This window comes from Brevundimonas sp. GW460-12-10-14-LB2, assembly GCF_001636925.1.
Taxonomy (GTDB): domain Bacteria; phylum Pseudomonadota; class Alphaproteobacteria; order Caulobacterales; family Caulobacteraceae; genus Brevundimonas; species Brevundimonas vesicularis.
Genome location: NZ_CP015511.1, coordinates 2,779,001 through 2,799,825 on the forward strand (window position 1 = coordinate 2,779,001; position 20,825 = coordinate 2,799,825).

24 protein-coding genes are annotated in these 20,825 nt (G+C 65.6%); 15 read left to right on the forward strand and 9 right to left on the reverse strand.

Annotation, left to right across the window (positions count from 1 at the left end):
* Positions 1-2: 2 nt before the first annotated feature.
* A complete protein-coding gene (locus A4249_RS13755) occupies positions 3-647 on the reverse strand; it encodes a thiamine phosphate synthase (RefSeq protein ID WP_197458397.1) in 645 nt (214 codons plus the stop codon).
* On the opposite strand from A4249_RS13755, the gene A4249_RS13760 reads away from it, so the two are divergent.
* Both A4249_RS13760 and A4249_RS13765 read left to right on the forward strand, forming a co-directional pair.
* Entirely contained in the window at positions 646-1,362 is a 717-nt protein-coding gene (locus tag A4249_RS13760) for a YggS family pyridoxal phosphate-dependent enzyme (RefSeq protein WP_066553629.1), read from the forward strand. The two genes, A4249_RS13755 and A4249_RS13760, sit on opposite strands and share 2 nt — an antisense overlap.
* Before the next feature lie 65 nt (positions 1,363-1,427).
* Positions 1,428-2,114 (forward strand): response regulator transcription factor, encoded by a 687-nt coding sequence (locus A4249_RS13765; RefSeq protein WP_066553631.1) that lies wholly within the window; start codon positions 1,428-1,430, stop codon positions 2,112-2,114.
* Between the two features lie 4 nt (positions 2,115-2,118).
* Here the strand turns inward: A4249_RS13765 and yczE are convergent, their stop codons facing one another.
* Positions 2,119-2,718 (reverse strand): membrane protein YczE, encoded by a 600-nt coding sequence (gene yczE, locus A4249_RS13770; protein WP_066553634.1) that lies wholly within the window; start codon positions 2,716-2,718, stop codon positions 2,119-2,121.
* Positions 2,719-2,780: 62 nt separating this feature from the next.
* Between yczE and yczR the strand changes: the two genes are divergently transcribed.
* On the forward strand, positions 2,781-4,229 hold the full coding sequence (gene yczR / locus A4249_RS13775) for a MocR-like transcription factor YczR (RefSeq protein ID WP_066553637.1): 1,449 nt from the start codon (positions 2,781-2,783) through the stop codon (positions 4,227-4,229).
* Positions 4,230-4,232: 3 nt separating this feature from the next.
* Here the strand turns inward: yczR and xth are convergent, their stop codons facing one another.
* The 4 genes from xth to A4249_RS13795 form a co-directional block, all read right to left on the reverse strand.
* Entirely contained in the window at positions 4,233-5,030 is a 798-nt protein-coding gene (gene xth, locus A4249_RS13780; RefSeq protein WP_066553638.1) for an exodeoxyribonuclease III, read from the reverse strand.
* 217 nt (positions 5,031-5,247) lie between these two features.
* Positions 5,248-5,751, reverse strand: a complete 504-nt coding sequence (locus A4249_RS13785) for a hypothetical protein (RefSeq protein ID WP_066553639.1) — start codon at positions 5,749-5,751, stop codon at positions 5,248-5,250.
* Between the two features lie 47 nt (positions 5,752-5,798).
* Positions 5,799-6,731: a Gfo/Idh/MocA family protein gene (locus A4249_RS13790; protein ID WP_055809548.1), complete on the reverse strand. Its 933-nt coding sequence runs from the start codon at positions 6,729-6,731 to the stop codon at positions 5,799-5,801.
* Between the two features lie 4 nt (positions 6,732-6,735).
* Positions 6,736-7,899: a DegT/DnrJ/EryC1/StrS family aminotransferase gene (locus A4249_RS13795; protein WP_055809545.1), complete on the reverse strand. Its 1,164-nt coding sequence runs from the start codon at positions 7,897-7,899 to the stop codon at positions 6,736-6,738.
* A gap of 175 nt (positions 7,900-8,074) precedes the next feature.
* Between A4249_RS13795 and A4249_RS13800 the strand changes: the two genes are divergently transcribed.
* The 3 genes from A4249_RS13800 to A4249_RS13810 all read left to right on the forward strand — a co-directional run bounded on the left by A4249_RS13800 (position 8,075) and on the right by A4249_RS13810 (position 10,602).
* Complete coding sequence (locus tag A4249_RS13800) at positions 8,075-9,151, forward strand: AGE family epimerase/isomerase (RefSeq protein ID WP_066553641.1); 1,077 nt, start codon at positions 8,075-8,077, stop codon at positions 9,149-9,151.
* Positions 9,148-9,657, forward strand: a complete 510-nt coding sequence (locus A4249_RS13805) for a D-glycero-alpha-D-manno-heptose-1,7-bisphosphate 7-phosphatase (RefSeq protein ID WP_066553648.1) — start codon at positions 9,148-9,150, stop codon at positions 9,655-9,657. Before A4249_RS13800 ends, A4249_RS13805 begins: the two co-directional genes overlap by 4 nt.
* Before the next feature lie 63 nt (positions 9,658-9,720).
* Entirely contained in the window at positions 9,721-10,602 is an 882-nt protein-coding gene (locus tag A4249_RS13810) for an alpha/beta fold hydrolase (RefSeq protein WP_066553650.1), read from the forward strand.
* On the opposite strand, the gene A4249_RS13815 is transcribed toward A4249_RS13810, so the two are convergent.
* Positions 10,599-11,573, reverse strand: coding sequence for an ABC transporter ATP-binding protein (locus A4249_RS13815; RefSeq protein ID WP_066553651.1), 975 nt, complete (start codon positions 11,571-11,573; stop codon positions 10,599-10,601). The genes A4249_RS13810 and A4249_RS13815 overlap by 4 nt on opposite strands.
* Positions 11,574-11,758: 185 nt before the next feature.
* On the opposite strand from A4249_RS13815, the gene A4249_RS13820 reads away from it, so the two are divergent.
* The 6 genes from A4249_RS13820 (at position 11,759) to A4249_RS16675 (ending at position 17,467) form a co-directional block, all read left to right on the forward strand.
* Positions 11,759-12,052 (forward strand): hypothetical protein, encoded by a 294-nt coding sequence (locus tag A4249_RS13820; protein ID WP_231868713.1) that lies wholly within the window; start codon positions 11,759-11,761, stop codon positions 12,050-12,052.
* Positions 12,053-12,108: 56 nt separating this feature from the next.
* The gene (locus A4249_RS13825) at positions 12,109-12,348 is read left to right on the forward strand and encodes a zinc-finger domain-containing protein (RefSeq protein WP_017505425.1); all 240 of its coding nucleotides are present in this window, start codon (positions 12,109-12,111) and stop codon (positions 12,346-12,348) included.
* An 81-nt stretch (positions 12,349-12,429) separates the two neighbouring features.
* Complete coding sequence (locus tag A4249_RS13830; RefSeq protein WP_066553656.1) at positions 12,430-12,870, forward strand: VOC family protein; 441 nt, start codon at positions 12,430-12,432, stop codon at positions 12,868-12,870.
* A complete protein-coding gene (locus A4249_RS13835; RefSeq protein ID WP_066553659.1) occupies positions 12,870-13,487 on the forward strand; it encodes a DUF6655 family protein in 618 nt (205 codons plus the stop codon). The genes A4249_RS13830 and A4249_RS13835 overlap by 1 nt, the downstream gene beginning before the upstream one ends.
* Before the next feature lie 37 nt (positions 13,488-13,524).
* A complete protein-coding gene (polA, locus tag A4249_RS13840) occupies positions 13,525-16,437 on the forward strand; it encodes a DNA polymerase I (RefSeq protein WP_066555233.1) in 2,913 nt (970 codons plus the stop codon).
* A 79-nt stretch (positions 16,438-16,516) separates the two neighbouring features.
* On the forward strand, positions 16,517-17,467 hold the full coding sequence (locus tag A4249_RS16675; RefSeq protein ID WP_156494722.1) for a hypothetical protein: 951 nt from the start codon (positions 16,517-16,519) through the stop codon (positions 17,465-17,467).
* Positions 17,468-17,500: 33 nt separating this feature from the next.
* Here the strand turns inward: A4249_RS16675 and A4249_RS13845 are convergent, their stop codons facing one another.
* Complete coding sequence (locus A4249_RS13845) at positions 17,501-18,655, reverse strand: hypothetical protein (protein WP_066553663.1); 1,155 nt, start codon at positions 18,653-18,655, stop codon at positions 17,501-17,503.
* Positions 18,656-18,810: 155 nt separating this feature from the next.
* Between A4249_RS13845 and A4249_RS13850 the strand changes: the two genes are divergently transcribed.
* Both A4249_RS13850 and A4249_RS13855 read left to right on the forward strand, forming a co-directional pair.
* Positions 18,811-19,014, forward strand: coding sequence for a twin transmembrane helix small protein (locus tag A4249_RS13850; RefSeq protein ID WP_055755048.1), 204 nt, complete (start codon positions 18,811-18,813; stop codon positions 19,012-19,014).
* 2 nt (positions 19,015-19,016) lie between these two features.
* On the forward strand, positions 19,017-19,589 hold the full coding sequence (locus tag A4249_RS13855; RefSeq protein WP_066555237.1) for a cob(I)yrinic acid a,c-diamide adenosyltransferase: 573 nt from the start codon (positions 19,017-19,019) through the stop codon (positions 19,587-19,589).
* Positions 19,590-19,599: 10 nt separating this feature from the next.
* Here A4249_RS13855 and A4249_RS13860 read toward each other — a convergent pair whose 3' ends face one another.
* Entirely contained in the window at positions 19,600-19,944 is a 345-nt protein-coding gene (locus A4249_RS13860) for a hypothetical protein (RefSeq protein WP_066553666.1), read from the reverse strand.
* Positions 19,945-20,060: 116 nt separating this feature from the next.
* On the opposite strand from A4249_RS13860, the gene A4249_RS13865 reads away from it, so the two are divergent.
* A complete protein-coding gene (locus A4249_RS13865) occupies positions 20,061-20,825 on the forward strand; it encodes an electron transfer flavoprotein subunit beta/FixA family protein (protein WP_066553667.1) in 765 nt (254 codons plus the stop codon).

The following is a 20,825-nucleotide window of genomic DNA, read 5'->3' on the forward strand; positions in this document are numbered from 1 at the left end:
GGTCAGCGAAACGCTGACTGGATCGCATTTACCGCCGCTAGGCCGCAGGCGCCTGTGTGTGCGAGCGTTGCGGCGTTTTCTGGCGTGACGCCGCCCAGCGCATAAACGGGCAGGCCGGCGGCTTTCACATGCTGTTCGAAAGCAGCGATGCCCAGGGCAGGTTTGCCGGCGGACACGCCGCCCGCTGGAAACACCGGCGACAGGATCAGTGCGTTCAGGTCTTCGGGCGGCAGCGATAGGCCGTGCCAGGCCGCTGTCAAAATCCAGTCGGGTCGGTCTGCGCGAATGCGCGCTGTCTGCTCCACCGCACGTTCAGGCAGGTGGAGCCCGTCGGCGTCGATCGCCTCGGCCAGATCAGGGTCCAGCCCGACCAACAGTTTCACGCCCCGATCGGCCGTCTCTTCCCGAAGCCGATGCCCCGTCTCGACGGCGTCGGAGGCGCCAAAGGCGCGATAGACCACGGCCGAGCCGGCGGGCAGGCGCGCCGCTGTCTCCCACGGTCTGGTCGTGCGATCCGGGTCGGTGAAGAACAGCATCGGCGGCAAGGCTGCGGCTGCCGGGCTGACAGCGGCGGCGGCGCGGTTTAGAGCGGTCGCGGCGTTCCAGAGCGCGCGCGCATTGTCGCTGTAACCGGCCGGCAGGATCATGACCTCTTCTTCCTCCGCTTTTTCCGCCCCGTCCATCGCCGAAAGGGTCGCCGAGGTGCGGGCGCGCATCGACGCCGCCTGCCATGCGGCCGGTCGGGATCCGGCGAGCGTGACCCTGACCGCCGTTTCCAAGACGCAAGCCCCAGAGGCCATCGACGCTATCCTGGCGACGGGTCAGCGGATCTTCGGCGAGAACCGAGTTCAAGAGGCGCAAGGCCGTTGGGCCGCCCGTCGTGGGGCCTTGCCGAGTCTGGAACTGCGGCTGATCGGCCCCTTGCAGACCAACAAGGCCGAGGATGCGGTCGCCCTGTTCGATGTGATCGAAACCCTAGACCGTGAAAAACTGGCGCGCGCCTTGGCGCAGGCGGGCGAAAAGCGCGGCCGATCGCCGCGCGTCCTGGTCCAGGTGAACTCGGGCGCGGAGCCTCAGAAAGCCGGGGTCCTGCCCGACGCCGCCGACGCCCTGATTGCGGCGGCCCGCGACACCTATGGGCTGACGCTCGAGGGTCTGATGTGCATTCCACCGGCGGATCAGGACGCAGGGCCGCATTTTCAGATGTTGCGGGACATGGCCGAACGCCACGGTTTGTCGGTCCTGTCGATGGGCATGAGCGGCGACTACGAGACCGCCATCCGGTGCGGCGCGACGCACGTCAGGGTCGGCACGGCCTTGTTCGGGGAACGAAATCGACCCGAAACGCCCTCTAGCTCGTAACCCGATGTGAATATTCGCACCCCCAAGCCTTGGCGCGGGGGCCAAGCCTCGCCATTGTCTGTCCCATGCCTACGCCCAAGACCATTCTGATCATTGACGACGACGACGACCTGCGCGAGGCCTTGGCCGAGCAGCTGAACCTGCATGAGGAGTTCAAGACTCAGCAGGCTGCAACCGCGACCGATGGCGTGCGAATGGGGCGCGAGATCCGCGCCGATCTGATCCTGTTGGACGTCGATCTGCCCGATATGGATGGCCGCGAGGCCTGTCGCCTGTTGCGTAAGGACGGGGTTTCGACGCCGGTGATCATGCTGACGGCGCAATCGGCGGACGCCGACGCCATCCTGGGTCTGGACGCCGGGGCCAACGACTATGTCACCAAGCCCTTCCGGTTCGCCGTGCTGCTGGCGCGCATTCGCGCCCATCTGCGCAGCCATGAACAATCCGAGGACGCCGTCTTCACCATCGGCCCCTACGAGTTCCGGCCTGCCGCCAAGGTGCTGATGGACGCCAAGGGCAAGAAAGTGCGGTTGACCGAAAAGGAAACCAATATCCTCAAATACCTCTATCGCGCCGGGGCCAAGCCGGTGTCGCGCGAAGAGTTGCTGACCGAGGTCTGGGGCTACAACGCCGGGGTCACGACCCACACGCTGGAAACCCATATCTATCGCCTGCGCCAGAAGATCGAACCGGAACCCGGCCATGCCCGCCTTCTGCTGACCGATGCGGGCGGATACCGGCTGCAGCCCTAAGGGCTCAGTCGGCCGTCTTCGGGCGGATCGTGAGCAGCGGCAGGAAGATGTGGACCAGCGGGCCGATGGTCAGGGCGTAGAGCAAAGTGCCCACCCCGACCGAGCCGCCCAACAGCCAGCCGACGGCGATAACGGCTAGTTCGATGGCCGTCCGCACCCATTTCACCGGCCAGCCTGTGCGCGCGATGATGCCGGTCATCAGGCCGTCGCGGGGGCCGGGACCGAGGCCTGCGCCGATATAGGCCCCGCTGGCCACGCCGTTCAGGACGATGCCGGCGATGAGCAGGCCGGCCCGGAGCGGTAGGCCCAGGTCGGACGGAATCCAGCCTAGGCCGACGTTGGCGACCGTGCCGATGACCAGCACATTGGCGACGGTCCCGATCCCCGGCTTCTGGCGCAGGGGAATCCATAGCAGCAACACGGCCATACCGATCAGATTGACCACCAGACCGAAGTTGATCCCGGCGGGTTTCGCGAACCGCTCGAACACCCCTTGGTTCAGCACGTCCCATGGATCCAGACCGAGATCGGCGCGGACGATCAGGGCGATGGACAGGCCGTAGAGAAACAGGCCGGCGAAGAGCTGGATCAGGCGACGGGTCATAAATCGATCTGATGCGCCAAACTGGCTATCAAAAACAGGGCCAGTTATGCCATTCTGGCCCCATGTCGTCGCGGTCAATCGGTCTTGTTGCTCTGACGCGCCACCTCGGCGCCTGGCGTGCGCCGGGTGCCGGGGCGGCCTATCGGCAGCTAGCGGGGGCGCTACGGCTTCTGATTTTGGACGGGCGATTGCCGTTGGCGGCGCGTTTGCCCGGCGAACGGGAAATGGCCCAGGCGCTGGGCTTGAGCCGAACGACCGTCTCGGCCGCCTACGGCCGCTTGCGGGATGACGGGTTTCTGACCGGCGGGCAGGGCGCCGCCGCACGCACCAGCCTGCCGAACGGACCGGCGCCGCGTCATGAGGCGACGCAAACGGACAGGTCCGGCCTGATCGACATGACCGCCGCCGTCCTGCCGGCCGATGCCAATGTGCATGCAGCCTATGTGCGGGCGCTGGAGCGATTGCCGGCGAACCTGCCAGGACACGGTTATGAGACGTCGGGGCTGGAGGAACTGCGCGAAGCGGTGGCCGCGGGATACCGGCGGCGCGGCCTGGCGACCTCTTCGGGGCAGATATTGATCACGCATGGCGCGCACAACGGACTGGTCCATCTGCTGCGCCTGACGACGCGGCCCGGCGCCCCGGTGGTGTTCGACCATCCCACATATCCGCAGGCGATCGACGCCATCCTGGCCGCGGGCGGTCGCGCCGTACCCGTCGCCTTGCCGGACGGCGAGGGCGAGGAGGGTTGGGACGTCGAGGGTCTGATCACGGCCTGCCGCAGCAGCAACGCGGCCATGGCCTATCTGGTGCTGGACCATAACAACCCGACCGGCCGAATGATGCGGGCGGCGGATCGGACGCGCTTGCTGGCGGGGCTGAAGGGGTCGGAGACCCTGCTGGTGCTGGACGAGACCCTGGTCGAACTGACGTTGAGCGGACCGCCGGCGCTCAGCGCCTCGGCCGTCGATGCGCCACGGATTGTCAGACTGGGATCGATGTCCAAAAGCGTCTGGGGCGGTTTGCGGATCGGCTGGATCCGCGCGGACCGGGCGGTGATCCAGCGTCTGGCCCAAAGTCGCGCCAGCTTCGATCTGGGTGTTCCGATCCTGGAGCAGCTGGCGGCGGTCGAACTGTTGAACGACGGCGGCAAGGCCTTAGCGGCGCGCCGGCCCCTCTTGCGCGCCCGGCGGGATCATCTGCGGGCGCGGCTCGCCGAAAAACTGCCTGAGTGGGTCTGTCCGCGCCCGGCTGGGGGACTGTCCCTATGGGCGCGGCTGCCGGGGCCGATCAGTTCCGCTTTGACGATCGCGGCCGAGGCCGAAGGCCTGCGCCTCGCCGCCAGTCCGCGATTCGGCGTCGACGGCGCCTTCGAACGCCGGCTGCGCCTGCCCTATACCTTGCCGGAAGATCAGCTGGAGGAGGCGGTGGTCCGGCTGGGGCGCGCCGCCAGAAAGGTCGGCCGGGGGCGAAAGGCGGCGGGGTCGGTCAAGCCGGTCGCCGTCTATTGAGGATCACACGTCCAGGTCGACCGTCACCGGCGCGTGGTCGCTGGGACGATCCCATTCACGGACGTCGTCGTGGATGCGGGCGGTGTCTTTGACCACGGCGGGGGTCAGGCCGGGCGAGGTCCAGATGTGGTCCAGGCGCAGACCGCGATTCGATTTGCGGAAGTCGGCGGCGCGATAGCTCCACCAGCTGGCCAGTTTCTGGGGCTCGGGGAAGCGGTCGCGCAGCACATCGGCGAAACCGCCCGTCTCCTGAAGCCTGTTCAGGGCCTCCACCTCGATCGGCGTGTGGCTGACGATCTTGGACATATAGCGGTGGTTCCAAACATCGCCCTCTCCCGGTGCAATGTTGAAGTCGCCGGCCATGACCAGGGGGCGAGACTTGTCCTGCTTGGCCACGATCGCGGTCAGCTGCTCGTAGAAATCCATCTTGTGATCGAATTTGGGGTTCAGCATCCGGTCGGGAACGTCTCCGCCGGCGGGGATATAGAAGTTCTGCACGTCGATGCCGGACACGCGGGCCGAGACGCAGCGCGCATGACCCAGTTTGCACACCTGGAAGGTGTCGCTGTCCTCAAGCGGCATGCGGCTGGCGATGGCGACGCCGTGCCAGCCCTTCTGGCCCGCCACGCGAAGGTGGGGCATGCCCATGTCCTCGAAGGCGCCGCGCGGGAACTGGTCCGTGGTGCATTTGATCTCCTGCAGCATCAGGACATCGGGCGCGCGTTCGGCGACGAAGCGGGCCACCTGATCGATGCGCAGGCGGACGGAGTTGATGTTCCAGGTGGCGAGGCGAAGGGTCATGTCCCGGTCTAGCAGGCGCGCCGCGTAAAAAAAGCCCGGCCGCGACGGGCCGGGCTCTGGGAGGTTCGTCTCTCTCGCCGCCGGGGGGGGGGATATTCCAGGGCGGTAGAACGGCCGCCGCCGCTCGTGTGCCCAAAGTGTCACTGACGAATATAAAAGTCAAATCTTCACAATTGCCCGCTTGTGCGTGCTCATTATGAAACAGTCTAAACGCGGATCAGTCTCGTGGCGTTTGCGCTTGCGGGGCCGTCGCCCATTCGCCGCGCCAGTCGTAGCTGAGCGTTACGCAGTGTCGATAGGCGCCGTCCGACCACCGACCCACCGCCTGCATCGTCAGGGGACGGGGCGCACGGACGCGACCCATGATCAGCCAGACCTCGTCGGCGCCGGGACACAGGGCGCGCGACAGGCCGCGGCCGTCGCCGTCTTGATCGATGGCATAGATGTCGTTTTCCTCGGCGCCCTGCGGCAGGACGCGTCGCGCGGCGTCCGGCCCGCCGCGCGTGAAGCCTGCTGTCCCGCGCGCGGTGGTGGAGAACAGACGTTCAACCTGCACCGCCCCGAACAGACCGCGCCGCACCTGCAAGGTGACACCCTTGGTCAGCGTCTGGGTGATCCGGTCCGACGCATTATAGGCTAGGTAGCGGGTGTCCGCATGAGCGGGCGCCGCTGCCGAACCGACGACGATCAGGGCGAGAGCGGTGGCGGTGATACGGCGCATACGTTTCTCTTCCTCAGGTTTTGCGGCGAGAACGGGGCCTGATCCGATCAGTGTTCGCCGAGGCAGCGCAGCGCGACCTCGAGATTGCGCAGGCCGTCTTCGCCGGTGACCGCCGGCGTTTCGCCGGTCGTGATGGCGCGGGCGAAGGCCTCCAGCTCCTTTTTCAGCGGCTCGGCCGGCCAGCTGTTCAGCATCCGGGTCGAATAGGAGCCGTCCGGCTGCTGGCCGAAATATTCTGTGACCTGGCGCGTGATCAGATCGGCGACGATGAACTTGGTCTTGGTCGCCACCTGCAGCGTGCGGGTCTTGTAGGGCGTGACCCAGTTGGTGGTGATGTGGGCGATGACCCCGCTGTCCAGGCGGAACTGAAGCAGGGCCGTGTCCTCGCGATCGGCGCGGGTACGGGCCAGTTGCGGCTGGACCTCGACGATCTCCGAGCCCGTCAGGTGGCGGATGATGTCGATGTCATGCACGGCGAGGTCGATGACCACGCCGACCTCGCCCATGCGGGGCGGGAAGGGACCGACCCGGGTGATCTGGATCGAGATGATGTCGTCGTCGGTAACGGCGCGCTTGACGGTTTCGACTGCGGGATTGAAGCGCTCGACCTGACCGACCATCAGAACGCGGTCATTGGCCTTGGCCGCATCAATCATGCGCTGGGCATCGGCGACGCTGGCGGCGATCGGCTTTTCGACCAGGACGTGGACGCCCTTTTCCAGCAGGGCGACGCCGATTTCGGCGTGGAATCGGTTGGGCGTGGCGACGATGGCGGCGTCCAGACCGGCGTCGACGAAGGCCTGGGCCGTCGTGACAGGTGATGCGCCATAGGCGGCGGCGACGCCCTCGGCCGTCACCGCATCGGGATCGAAGACGGTGGTCAGGTCGAACTCGCGCATCTCGGAGGCGACGCGCGCATGGTTGCGGCCCATGACGCCGACGCCGGCGACGCCGATCTTGAGGGCGGGAGTGTTCGGCATCGGCTTAGCCCTTGTAGCTGGCGACGGCGGCGACGACCTTGTCCTGGGTCGCCTCGTCCAGATCGGCGTGCATCGGCAGGCTGAGGACCCGGTCCCTCAGCCGTTCGGTGACGGGCAGGCCGCCCGCACCCTGAGGGAAGCGCTGATAGGCCGGCTGCATGTGCATGGGCACCGGATAATAGACGGCGGTGGGCACGCCCTGATCCTTCAGGTGCGCGGCCAGCCCGTCGCGGTCCTCATGCTCGATCGTGTACTGCGCCCAGATGGAGACGCCGCCGTCGATGACGTGGGGCACGGCCGAGACATGGGGTGCGAGGCGTTCGTTGTAGCGGGCGGCGATCCGGTTGCGCCACTCAATCTCCTGACCGAAGACCTTCAGCTTCTCGATCAGGATGGCGGCCTGGATGGTGTCCAGCCGGCTGTTCATGCCGATGCGCATGGCCAGATATTTGGGGTCGTGGGCGAAGGCGGCGGCACCGGCCTCGAGGTCCTTGGCGACGACCTTGCCGTGCACGCGAAGGGAATCCATTTCCTGAGCCAGGTCGTCGTCGTCGGTCAGCACCGCACCGCCGTCGCCGTAGCAGCCCAGGGGCTTGGCCGGGAAGAAGCTGGTCGTGGTGACATCGGCCCACTTCAGCGGATGATCGCCGTTCAGGCTGCAGCCGAAACCTTGCGCCGAGTCCGAGATCAGCTTCAGCCCATGACGGTCGCAGATGGCGCGGATTGCGGGATAGTCGGCGGGCTGACCGAACAGATCCACGGCGATGACCACCTTGGGCGTCAGGCGACCTTCGGCCTTGACCGCTTCGATGGCCGCCTCAAGCTTGGCCGGGTCCATATTGTAGGTGTGGGCGTCGACGTCCACGAACACGGGCGACGCGCCCAGCCACGGCACGACCTCGGCCGTGGCCGTGAAGGTGAAGCTGGGGCAGAAGACGGCGTCGCCGGTGCGGACGCCCCAGGCGATCAACGGCAGGATCAGAGCGTCGGTGCCGTTGCCGCAGCCCAAGGCGTGCTTGGCCTGACCGAAGGCGGCGAGGTCGGCCTCGAACTGGCGGACCTGCGGACCCATGACCCAGGCGCCGCCGACGACGGCCTCCTGAACGGCGGCCTCGATCTTGCCGCCGAGGCGTTGGCGCTGGGCCTGAAGGTCGATGAAGGGGATCATGGGGGACGCTCTCCACGGGGGATCGGGGGCGGCGGCCGGACAGGCGGGCCGCGAATGTCGGGTCGTCCTAGCAAGATCGGGCGCGCGGGCCAAATCGCGCGGCGTCACATCGCGTTGCCCTTTGCTACCGCACACAGGTCTTGGCGCCCGTCGGCTTGCGTCTTAAGCCAGCGCCATGACGACGCTTTCCGCCGCCCGGACCAGGGTTTCGAACTGGCTGTTCGACCATGCCCTGCCGCTGTGGGCCGAGCGGGGCGTGGATGCGCAGGGGCGCTTCTTCGAGCAGCTGGATTTCGATGGCCGGCCGGTGACCGGTCTTCGTCGTCGCACGCGGGTTCAGGCGCGTCAGGTCTATGTGTTTTGCGAAGCGGCTGCCTTGGGATGGGCGCAGGGCCATGCGGTGGCCAAGGCCGGGCTGGATCAACTGATAGCCGACCGCCGACGTGACGACGGCCTTTGGGTCTCGGCGACCGATGACGACGGCGTGGTGGTCGATGAGACGCCCGATCTCTACGACCTGGCCTTCGTCCTGTTCGCGCTCGCGGCGGCGCACCGCGTCCTGGGTGATACGCGAGCGCGGCCTCTGGCGCTTGAGACGCTGGCTGCGATCGATCGGTTGATGGCGTCTTCGCATGGAGGATGGGAGGAGGCCCTGCCGCCGCGCCTGCCGCGGCGTCAAAATCCCCACATGCATATGCTGGAGGCCATGCTGGCCTGGCAGGCGATTGCGCCTGATCCCGCGTTCGAGGCGGCGGCGCGGACGTCGCTGGACCTGTGCAAACAGCGCTTCCTGATCGACGGCGCGATCCGCGAATATTTCACCGAGGATTGGTCCGCCGATCCAGCGACAGGTTATGTGATCGAGCCGGGCCACCTCGAAGAATGGGCCTGGCTGTTGAAACAGAGCGGGGACGATTCAGATCTGGCCACGGCGCTGCATCGTCGGGCGGCAGCCCAGGGCTATCGCGACAGGTTCGCCATCCGTGAGATCGGCCCGGCGGGAGAGGTGCTGGATGGCGGGCGGCGTCTGTGGGCCCAGACCGAGGCCATTCGCACAGGGTTGAGTTTTGGCGACACCTGCGTTTCGGCACTGATCGCCGCCGTGTTCCACACGCATCTGGCGACCGCCGTGCCGGGCCTATGGGTGGACAGCTACGACGCCGACTGCCGCTCGCACGATGAAGCGGCGCCGGCGTCCAGCCTCTATCACCTGATGACCGCCTTTTCGGAATTGCTTCGGAGCGACGCATGACCGGCCGGCCCGCCGGCTTTCTGGATCGGGACGGGGTGCTGATCGAGGACAGCGGTTATCCGCATCGGCCCGAGGATCTGAAGCTGATTCCGGGCGCGGCGGCGGCGGTGCGGCGGATGAATCAGGCCGGCTATCGCACCGTGATCGTGACGAACCAGTCGGGCGTGGCGCGGGGCCTGTTCAGCGAAGAGACGATGAACGCCTTCAACGATCTGCTGGTCGCGCGACTGGCCGAAGAGGGCGCGATCATCGACGCCGTCTATTCCGCGCCCTTCCATCCTGAAGCGATCGAGGCGCGCTATCGCCATCCCGACCACCCTGATCGCAAGCCCAATCCGGGCATGTTGCTGCGCGCCATCGAAGAGCATGATCTGGACCCGACCCAGTCCTTCATCATCGGCGATCAGAAGCGGGATCTGCAGGCCGGAGATCGGGCCGGGGTGGCGGGCTACCTCTTCGAAGGCGGCGATCTGGACGCTTTCGTGCGCGATGTGGTCGGTCTCTAAGACCGGGCGTCGCATTTCCTCGCCTGGTGAATTACTCTGATCCAAAATCGGAGGACATCGCCAATGAGCGCGCCCTATCCATTCGTTGAACGCCGCTGGACCTCGTCGGATGGGCTCACGCTCTTTGCGCGGGATTATGCGCCCGGTCCCGGCGTCGCGCGCCCGCCGGTGATCGCCATCCACGGCCTGACCCGCAACAGCGCCGATTTTGAAGCCATAGCGCCGCTTCTGGCCCAGAGCGGGCGGCGGGTGCTGGCGGTGGATATGCGCGGGCGCGGCCTGTCGGACCGTGCGCCCGATCCCATGACGTATACGCCAGATTTCTATGCGCGCGACGTTCTGGCCCTGATGGAGCAGGCTGGAATCGATCGAGCGGTCTTCATCGGCACCTCCATGGGCGGGTTGATCACCATGGCGCTGACGGCGATGCGGCCCAAGGCGGTGGTCGCGGCCATCTTGAACGACATCGGGCCGGAGGTGGCGCCGGAAGGTCTGGCGCGCATCGCCGCCTACAGCGGTCAGCCCGTCGAGATCGGCTCTTGGGCCGATGCGGCGGCCTATGCAAAGCGGATCAATGCGGTGGCGTTCCCGCACTATACGGATGCGGACTGGGACGCCTTCGCCCGGCGCATTTTCCGCCAGCAGCCGGACGGTGAGATCGCGCTGGACTACGATCCCGACATCGCCGTGCCGATCCGAGCGGCGGGGGCTAAGGCGCTGGTCCCGAACCTGTGGCCGATGTTCCGGCGGCTGGCGAAGAAGAAGCCGACGCTGCTGGTGCGAGGCGCTCAGTCGGATCTGCTGAGCGCCGACATCGCCGCGCGGATGAAGAGGGCGGCTCCAACCATGGCCTATGTCGAGGTTCCCGGCATCGGCCACGCGCCCATGTTGGACGAGGCCGAGGCCAAGGCGCCGATCTTCGAGTTCCTGGCCGAGGTCGATTAGTCCCTGGTCGGGTCGACCCGTGACGCATCGCCGTAGGTCAGGGCCAGGAAGACGTCCTCCAGGTCCGGATCTTCGGTGGTGATGTCGGCGATGGTGACGCCGGCGGCGCGCACGGCGTTGATAACCTGCTCGACCGACGACTGCCCCTTTTTGTAGGCGACCGCGAAGGCGCCGCCCGGACGAGGCGTAACCTCGAAACCGGCCAGCACCGGCGGCGTCGCCTGGGGCGTTTCCGGGGTCACAACGACATTTCGGCTGTCCAGACGGCGCAATAGCTGCGGCGTCGGCTCGCAGGCCACCACCTCGCCCCGGTTGACGATGGCGATGGTGTCGCAAAGCTCCTGGGCCTCTTCCAGATAGTGGGTGGTCAGGACGATGGTCACCCCCTCTTCGTTGATGCGGCGGACGTAGGCCCACAGCTGGCGACGCAGTTCGACGTCTACGCCGGCTGTCGGCTCGTCCAGGATCAGAATGGGCGGATTGTGGACCAGGGCCTTGGCCACCATCAGGCGGCGCTTCATACCGCCGGAGAGGGCGCGGACATAGGCGTTGGCCTTGTCCGACAGGCCCAGCGCGGCCAGAAGTTCGTCGGACCGGCGCTCGTCCTTGGGCACGCCGTAAAAGCCCGCCTGTACCTCCAGCGATTCGCGCGGGGTGAAGAAGACGTCGGCGACGATCTCCTGCGGCACGACGCCCAGGGCGGCGGCGGCGTCGCGCGGCTCCCTGTCGATGTCGCGGCCCCAAATAGTCACCGAGCCCTCGGACTTCTTCACCACTCCGGCCAGGATGTTGATCAGGGTCGATTTGCCTGCGCCGTTCGGGCCTAGCAGGCCGAAGACGGAGCCGCGCGGAATGACCAGATCAACGCCGCGCAGGGCCGTCTTGGGGGCGGCCTTCTTGGACCCAGCATAGGTCTTCTTCAGTCCCCGCACCTCAATGGCGTTGTCGGGCAGGGCGGGGGTCTCTGACATGATCGGCTATTCACTCGGGCGGGACGGCGAGCGGCATAGGTAAGGCGCACGATCGCAATCGCCAACCTGTCTCGCCGACACCATCCGACAAGCAGACCTGTCTATGTGTCAATGGTGCTTGACTCCGATCGTCTATTTGTCTAGCTTCCTTGTCATAAAGACAACCGACCTTGATGGAGATCGACGTGACCCCCGTTCAAAAAGCCAAGACGCCTCTGACTCGCACTCGCCTGATCGGCTTCGTCGCCATGGCGGTCTGCGCCATTGGCTATACCAGTGGAGGACTGGTGCTGCTGGCGGGCAAGACCGATCAGATCGAGATGACGCATGCCGCCATCGCCGGCGCCGCCCTGTTGCTGATCGGCGAGATCGGTCTGTGGGTCGGCGCGGCCTGTCTGGGCCTGACCTTGTTCAAGAAGCGCAAGGCCATGCTGAACCGGCTGCTGGGTCGTCGCCCGGCTGCGCCCAGCGAGGTTTGACCTTCGGGGCCGGTCCGCCTAGGAAGCCCGCAAGCCTTTCAGACCCGGACCGGACCATGCCTCCCCGCCATTCCGACGCCATCATCCCGCCGCCCGAAGAGATCGTCGTCTCGACCAAACGCGTGGCCTGCGACGGCGGCGGCGGGGCCCTGGGGCATCCGCTGGTCTATATGGACATGGGCGAGGACGACTTCATCGAGTGCGGCTATTGCGACCGGCGTTTCGTCCTGTCGGCCCAGGCGCACGACGAAAACGAATATCTGAGCCCCGCCGCCCGCGCGCCCGAGGCCCACTGAGACCGTAACCTCAGTTCAGTCGCGGTGTTGCGGCGGTTGGGTCTATAGACGGCTGAAACGCTGTTCGGACGGAGACGAGCCTTGCGCTATCTGCACACCATGGTCCGGGTAAAGGACATCGACGCCTCGCTGCACTTCTATTGCGACCTTCTGGGTCTGCAGGAGGTGCGCCGCACCGAGAACGAGGCGGGCCGGTTCACGCTTGTGTTTCTCGCCGCGCCCAAGAATCTGGAACAGTCGGCGGCGGAACGCTGCCGCGAGGTCGAGCTGACGTTCAACTGGGATCCGGAAGAGTATCAGGGCGGCCGCAACTTCGGTCATCTGGCCTATAAGGTCGATGACATCTACGCCGCCTGCCAGACGCTGATGGACGGCGGGGTGACGATCAACCGTCCGCCGCGCGACGGCAACATGGCCTTCGTCCGCTCGCCCGACGGCATCTCCATCGAACTGCTTCAGGAAGGCGCGCCGCTGGCGCCGGCCGAGCCCTGGGCCTCAATGCCGAACGTCGGCGCCTGGTGATGACGGCGCGGACGGCGGCTCTGCTGACGGTTGCGGCGGTCGTGCTGTCGGCCTGCGCCTCGACCACCGAGAGCAACACCGGCCGGACGGCGACGGAGCAGCTGCTCTTGGCGCGCGCCTCGGACCGGGCGGTCGAGGGGCTGGTCCTGCCGTTGCCGACGGGCGCTTCGGTCTTCATCGACGACACCTATTTCCAGGGCGAGGGCACCCGCTATGCCGTCAGCGCGATACGCGGCGCGATCTCGGACGCCGGTTTCAGCCTGGCCCGCAACAAGGACGAGGCGAACGCCGTGTTCGAAATCCGCGCCGGCGCCCTGTCGCTGGAGCAGATGCGGCGCGTCTTCGGCATTCCCGAGATGCGGATCCCGATCAACGAGACCTTCAACGTCGTCTCCCTGCCGGAACTGTCGGTCTACAGCCACCGGGACCGGGTCGGGGTCGCCGAGTTTTCCGGCTTCCTCTACGAAGCCAAGACCGGTGCGCCGCTGGGCGCCGTGGTGCCGATGATCGGCACCTATCGCATCCGCAGCCACAAGGCCTTCATGGTCGTGTCCTGGGGCCAGCAGCAGGCCCAGCCGGGTCAACGCGATCCCGGATCGAGCTGGACCGAATTCTGACGCTGACGCGGGGGCGTTGGAGCCCTATGTTCCGGCCATGACCGAGACGACTGCGCCCGAAAATCCAGAGACCGAACGCCCGATGACGCAGGACGGCCCTGCGCTGCGGCTGTGGATGATCGACGCATCGGCCTACATCTTTCGCGCCTATCACGCCCTGCCGCCTCTGACGCGCAAGTCCGACGGCCTGCCTGTCGGCGCGGTCCAGGGCTACTGCAACATGTTGTGGAAGCTGCTGAAGGACATGAAGGGCGCGGATGGCCCGACGCATCTGGTGGCCATCTTCGACAACTCGGAAAAGACGTTCCGCAACACCCTGTACGATCAGTACAAGGCCCATCGCCCGCCGCCGCCCGAGGATCTGGTCCCGCAGTTTCCGCTGGTGCGCGAGGCGACGGCGGCGTTCGGTGTGCATTGCGTCGAACTGCCCGGCTATGAGGCCGACGACCTGATCGCCACCTACGCCTGCAAGGCGCGCGATGCGGGCGGGGAGGCGGTGATCGTCTCGTCGGACAAGGATCTGATGCAGCTGATCGGCGGCGGCGTCGTGATGTGGGATCCGATGAAGGACCGGCGTCTGGCCGAGCCTGAAGTCTTCGAAAAGTTCGGCGTCGGCCCGGAGAAGATGGTCGATCTGCAGGCCCTGATCGGCGACAGCGTCGACAACGTCCCCGGCGCGCCAGGCATCGGGCCGAAGACGGCGGCGCAGCTGCTGGACGAATACGGCGATCTGGACACCCTGCTGGCCAATGCCGGTGAGATCAAACAGCCCAAGCGCCGCCAGACCCTGATCGACTTCGCCGACCAGATCCGTCTGTCGCGCGAACTGGTGCGACTGACCTGCGATGCGCCGGCGCCCGAGGCGATCGACGATTTCGCCGTGCGCGATCCCGATCCCGCGATCCTGTCGGCCTTTTTGGAGACGATGGAGTTCCGCTCGCTGCAGCGCCGCGTCGGCGACGGCAAGGCCGGGCCCAGCGACGTCTCGGCCTTTGCGCCCAAGCGTGCGCCGAACCTGAACGCGCCGGTCGCGACCCCTCGCTACGGTCAGGTCGTCGAAGGTCCGGCCGAGGTTCAGACCTTCGATCACGCGGCCTACGAATGCGTCCAGACCGAAGAGGCGCTGGATCGCTGGATCGCGCGCGCGACCGAGGTCGGCGTTGTCGGCTTCGACACCGAGACCGATACGTTGTCGGCGACCCATGCGGGCCTGTGCGGCGTGTCGCTGGCGGTGGGGCCGAACGAGGCCTGCTACATCCCCCTGACGCACGAGCACGAGCCGCAGGCCGGCGAAGGCGGTCTGTTTGGCGAAGCGGGAGAGACGCCCGAGCCGATCCATCAGCTGGATAAGCCCACGACCCTGGCCAAGCTGAAGACGCTGCTGGAAGACCCGTCGGTCCTGAAGGTGCTTCAGAACGCCAAATACGACATCGCCGTCATGGCGCGTCGGGGCATCCGCGTCGCGCCCTATGACGACACGATGCTGATGTCCTATGTGCTGGAGGGCGGGCTGCACGGGCACGGCATGGACGAGCTGGCGCGCCTGCACCTGGGCCACGAGCCGATTCCGTTCAAGAGCGTGGCGGGGACCGGCAAGAGCCAGAAATCCTTCAAGCACGTCGCGCTGAAGCCGGCCTCGGAATATGCCGCCGAGGATGCGGATGTGACCCTGCGGCTATGGCGGATCCTGAAACCCCGGCTGGCGCGTGAGGGCCTGTCCACCGTTTATGAGACGTTGGAACGCAGCATGCCGACGGTGCTGGCGGACATGGAGCTGAACGGGGTTCGCATCGACCCCGACCGGCTGAAGCGGCTGTCCAGCGAGTTCGGCCTGCGCATGGCCGAGCTGGAAGCCCAGGCTCATGAGATCGCCGGGCGGCCCTTCAATATCGGCTCGCCGCGCCAGATCGGCGAGATTCTGTTCGGCGAACTGAACCTGCCGGGCGGCAAGAAGACCGCCTCAGGGCAGTGGGGCACCGACGCCAGCGTGCTGGAGGAGTTGGCGCTCAGCCACGATCTGCCGCGCGCGATCCTGGACTGGCGCCAGCTGTCCAAGCTGAAGGGCACCTATACGGACGCCCTGACCGCGGCGGCCGATCCCAAGACGGACCGCGTTCACACCAGCTATCAACTGGCCGCCGCCACCACGGGCCGCCTGGCGTCCAGCGATCCCAACCTGCAGAACATCCCGATCCGCACCGAGACGGGCCGCGAGATCCGCCAAGCCTTCATCGCCGCGCCCGGAAATGTCCTGATCAGCGCCGACTACAGCCAGATCGAGCTGCGCCTTTTGGCCCATATCGGCGACATTCCCGAGCTGAAGCGCGCCTTCAAGGCGGGACTGGATATTCACGCGGCGACGGCGTCCGAGATGTTCGGTGTGCCGGTCGAGGGCATGCCATCCGAAACCCGACGGCGCGCCAAGGCGATCAACTTCGGCATCGTCTACGGCATTTCGGCCTTCGGCCTGGCCAACCAGCTGGGCATCGATCAGGGCGAGGCGGGGGCCTATATCAAGACCTATTTCGAACGCTTCCCCGGCATCCGCGCCTATATGGACAAGACCAAGGCCGAGGTGCGCCAGACCGGCTTCGTCTCGACCGTCTTCGGCCGCCGAATCCACATCCCGGCCATCCATTCCAAGTCCGGAGCCGAGCGCCAGTTCGGCGAGCGCGCCGCCATCAACGCCCCAATCCAGGGCGCGGCCGCCGACATCATCCGCCGCGCCATGATCCGCATGCCCGCCGCCCTGACCAAAGCCGGTCTTGCTACGCGCATGCTACTTCAGGTCCACGACGAACTGGTGTTCGAGGCGCCGGAAGCCGAGGCCGACCGCGCCATCGCCGTCATCAAACGCGTGATGGAAAACGCGTCGGACCCAGCCGTGGCCCTGACAGTTCCGCTCGTGGTGGATGCTCGCGCGGCGTCGAACTGGGACGCCGCCCACTGATGGTTACGTAAGTGAAATTGCAAACGCTTTCAGGTTAAGCTAAAAACAATCTGAGGTTCGTAGTCTGCGGGGCTGAGATATGTCTGTTGGGCTTTTATTCGCAACGGTTTTACTGGCTGGCGGAGGTCAGGCGATACAGCCTTCGAATGCGAGCGGCCCTGTTCAAGTTGAAGACGTCATCGTCAACGCCCAGAGATTCGAGGATGCAGCCGAACAATATGTTGGCGCTGTAGCCGATCCTGCTGGCGCACGAGGTTTGGCGCGTTGGCGGGATGGCGTCTGTATTGGGGTCATCAATCTGCGTGCCGATGTGGCTCAGGAAATTGCCGATCGTCTCGGCGATACGGCTCGCGGCCTAGGACTCCAGGTTGGGGAGCCGGGCTGTCGTCCAAATATAAAGATCACGGCATCGGATGAGCCATCGAAACTGGCTGGAGCACTTGTGTCGCAGTCGTTCAGGGCGTTCCACACAGGCGGCAGCGGCACTGATCAAGGCCGGGCAAGGCTCGATGCTTTTATCAACACTGACCGTCCTGTGCGCTGGTGGCAGGTCAGTTATCCCGGTAATGCCGAAACAGGCGAAGTCGCCGTTAGACTTCCCGGATACTACAACACGCTTGCAATGGCATTGGATGGTAACGATGTTTTGGCCTATGCGCCAAGTGTTCGCGTCACAAACCCCACCCGCCTACGTTCATCAATCTCTGATTTTCTTTATCATATACTCATTATATTAGATGTTGATCAGGTGCAAAGCGCCTCCGTCGGTCAACTGAGCGACTATCTGTCTATGGTGGCCTTTGCTCAGATAGACCCGGCAGGACAAACCCGAGGCTTTGCAACAATCCTCAATCTGTTTTCAAATCCCGAAGGTGCACCATCGGGTTTGACGAGCTGGGACAGGGCTTATCTGGACGGACTTTACCAATCTGACCTGACCCGCATCCAAATCGGCAACCAAGCGTCGGCATTGGCGTCGTCCGCACGAGCTATGAAAGTCGCTTCGGATAGAATGGCCATAGACGATTAACGGTATGAGGCCAGCCCGTCGTTGTGACGCTCACTACGCCGCGATCATGCCGATGTCGTCGGGGAGTTCGCCGCGGCCGAGCAGGCCGGTTTCGAAGTCCATGAAGATGTCCATCAGCTCCTCGACGTTCACCGGAGAGGCCGATGGGCCGAAGCGGTAGCGCCAGTAGCTGACGATGTGCTGGACGGCGCCCAGCTGGTCGCCCAGCTTGGCGAACATGGAGGGAGCGTCCAGCAGGAAGTCGCGGAAGGCGATGGGGCGGCCTTCCTGGGTCAATTTGGCGTAGGCGTCGTCATAGACGCGCAAGGTGCGGCTGACTTCGTCGCAGGTCTTGATGATGCGGCCGCGCAGGACATCGCGGCTGCGCGCCAGATATTCCTTGGCGGCGCGATCGATCTTGCCGACGGGCTTGATGGTGCGCACGGCCTCGGCGACCCCGGCGACCTCGCCCAGCAGGGCGGCGAGCGTCCATTTGTAATAGAGGAAGCCTTTCCAGCAGAAGACGCCCTCTTGGTACTGTTCGGGCGCCAGGCGCAGGGTCAGTCGCAAGGCGTCCAGCTGATCACCGGGGGTGTTCGAAAGGATTTTTGACGCCATACGTCCGGCGGAATCCGAATTCACCGCCACCGTGTCCGCGCCCAGGCTGAGCGTCACCAGCGGCTCGATCTCGCTGCGAACGAAGGCCAGCATGCGCTGAAGATCACTGTCGCTGATCGAGAAGTAGCAGGGCGAGGGGTCCAGGCCGCCGCGACGCAACTGCTCGCGCAGCAGGAAGGGATCCAGCGACGGCAGTTTGTCGATCAGGCGCAGGGTTTCGATATCGGGGTGGTTGGGCGCAACGCCGAACGCCTCCATCATCATCCGCTCGAAGCCGATCTGATTGACGAAAACGTATCGGCCGCCGGTCTTCAAATCCCCATCGTCGATGGGAATGACGACCTTGGTCGCGACCTGGCGTCGGCCGGTGAACAGATCGGTCTCGTTGCGACGCAGCCGATGCTTGATGATGAGGGCACGGTTCAGGGCCGAGGTTCGAAAGATTGGACGCGCCGCCCAGTCGGGATTGCGCACGGCGCCGTCGGGCGCGCTGTCGCCGTTCTCCTCCCACACGCGCAGCAAATTCAGCACGCGAGCGGTAGAGGCAGAGCTCTTGAGATGCTCCAGGTTGCGGACGGCGCGATCAGTCATGGCGCTGACGTTACGCCAACAATCGTCACCAAATGGCTTAGCTCGGGAAATAAAATATCTGCGGTCGGCGAGTTTCTGCCGTTCTGCCTGCGCGCCGAAAGGGTCTCTGAGCGCTGCGCTGGCGCGTGACGGCGATCCGGGTCTAGAACGACGGCATGCAGATTTTCGACATTCTGATCATCCTCGCGATCCTGGCCGTGACCATCACTCTGGGCTTCGGCCTCTATTCGCTGTTCCGGGGCGGGGACTATGCGCGCAGCCATTCCAACAAGCTGATGCGGCTGCGCGTCGGGCTTCAGGCGGTGGCCGTCATCCTGCTGGTCGTCGGCATGATGTGGAAGGCGACGCAGGGGGCCTGATCATGGTGACGCTGAACAAGATCTACACCCGCACGGGCGATGACGGTCGCACGCGGCTGGCGTCCGGCGCGCCTGTGTCCAAGAGCGATGCCCGGGTCGAGGCCTATGGCGCGGTGGATGAGCTGAACGCGGTGATCGGGGTCGCCCGGCTGAACAGCGGCCAGAACGACCGGATCGACGCCATGCTGGGCCGGATCCAGAATGAGCTGTTCGATCTGGGCGCCGATCTGGCCACGCCTCTAGACCCGCCGCCGGCCTGGGAGGCCTTGCGCATCGTGGAGAGCCAGGTTGCGCGCCTTGAGCAGGAAATCGACTGGATGAACGAGAGCCTGAAGGCGCTCGACAGCTTCATCCTGCCGGGCGGTGCGCCCTTGTCGGCCCATCTGCATGTCGCGCGCACCGTCTGCCGACGGGCCGAACGCGAGGCGGTGCGTCTGATCGAAAACGGCGAGGCCGTGAACGGCGAGGCGGTCAAATATCTGAACCGCCTGTCCGACCATCTGTTCGTCGCGGCTCGACGCGCCAACGCCAACGGCGCCAGCGACATCAAATGGAAGCCCGGCGCGACCCGCTAGGCGAAACCGGTCAGGCGGCGGGACGCGCCGCCGCCAGTGCGGCTTTCTGACGCTCGGCCTCTGCGGCGCGGGCGAGGCTCTGGGCGGCGAGATCCTGTTCGATCCGAACCAGCTCCCGGTTCTTCTCGGCCGAAGCCTCGGCGCGCGACACGCCATTGGGGCGGCCGGTGATCTGGGCGATGGAGATAGGCTGGGCGCAGATGCGGCTTTCCATGTCGTACCATTTTCCGGCCGCCTCGCAGCGTTTGCCGGGCGCGACCCAATAGTCCTGCAAGGCAAAAATCCCGACGACTGTGATGCCGAACAGGCCGAAGAAGATCATCGCCAGGCGGGGAAAGGTCAGGAAACGCTTCATCTCGTGGTCCGTTGGATAGGGATCGAAGCCACAGCTTGACCCCACGTTACGTTGACAGGCCTTCGCGACCGCTCCATGTCCTGCCCACACATTCAGGCGATTTCACGGATAGACCCATGAAGGTACTCGTCCCCGTCAAACGGGTGATCGACTATAACGTCAAGGCCCGCGTCAAGGCGGATCAGTCGGGCGTCGATCTGGCCAACGTCAAGATGAGCATGAACCCCTTCGACGAGATCGCCGTCGAAGAGGCGGTTCGTCTGAAGGAAGGCAAGGAACACCATGCCGCCGGCACCGCGACGGAAATCGTCGTGGTCTCCATCGGCGTCACCCAGGCGCAGGAAACCATCCGCACGGCGCTGGCCATGGGCGCGGATCGGGGTCTGCTGATTCAGTTGGACACGGATCTTGAGCCGCTGGCGGTCGCCAAGCTGCTGAAGGCGGTGGTCGAGGAGGAAAAGCCCGACCTGGTCCTGATGGGCAAACAGTCGATCGACGGCGACAACAATGCGGTGGGTCAGATGCTGGCCGCCCTGCTGGACTGGCCCCAAGCGACCTTCGCCGGGAAACTGGTGATCGATGCCGGCAAGGCCACGGTCACGCGCGAGGTCGATGGCGGCCTGCAGACGATCGCCGCCGAACTGCCGGCGGTGGTGACGGTGGATCTGCGGCTGAACACGCCGCGCTACGCCTCCCTGCCGAATATCATGAAGGCCAAGAAGAAGGAGATCGCCATGAAGGCGGTCGCCGACTACGGCGTCGATGTCGCCGACCGCCTGAAGGTCATCAAGGTCACCGAGCCGCCCAAGCGGTCGGCCGGCGTCAAGGTGGCCGATGCGGCCGAACTGGTTTCCAAGCTCAAGTCTGCGGGAGCGCTGTAA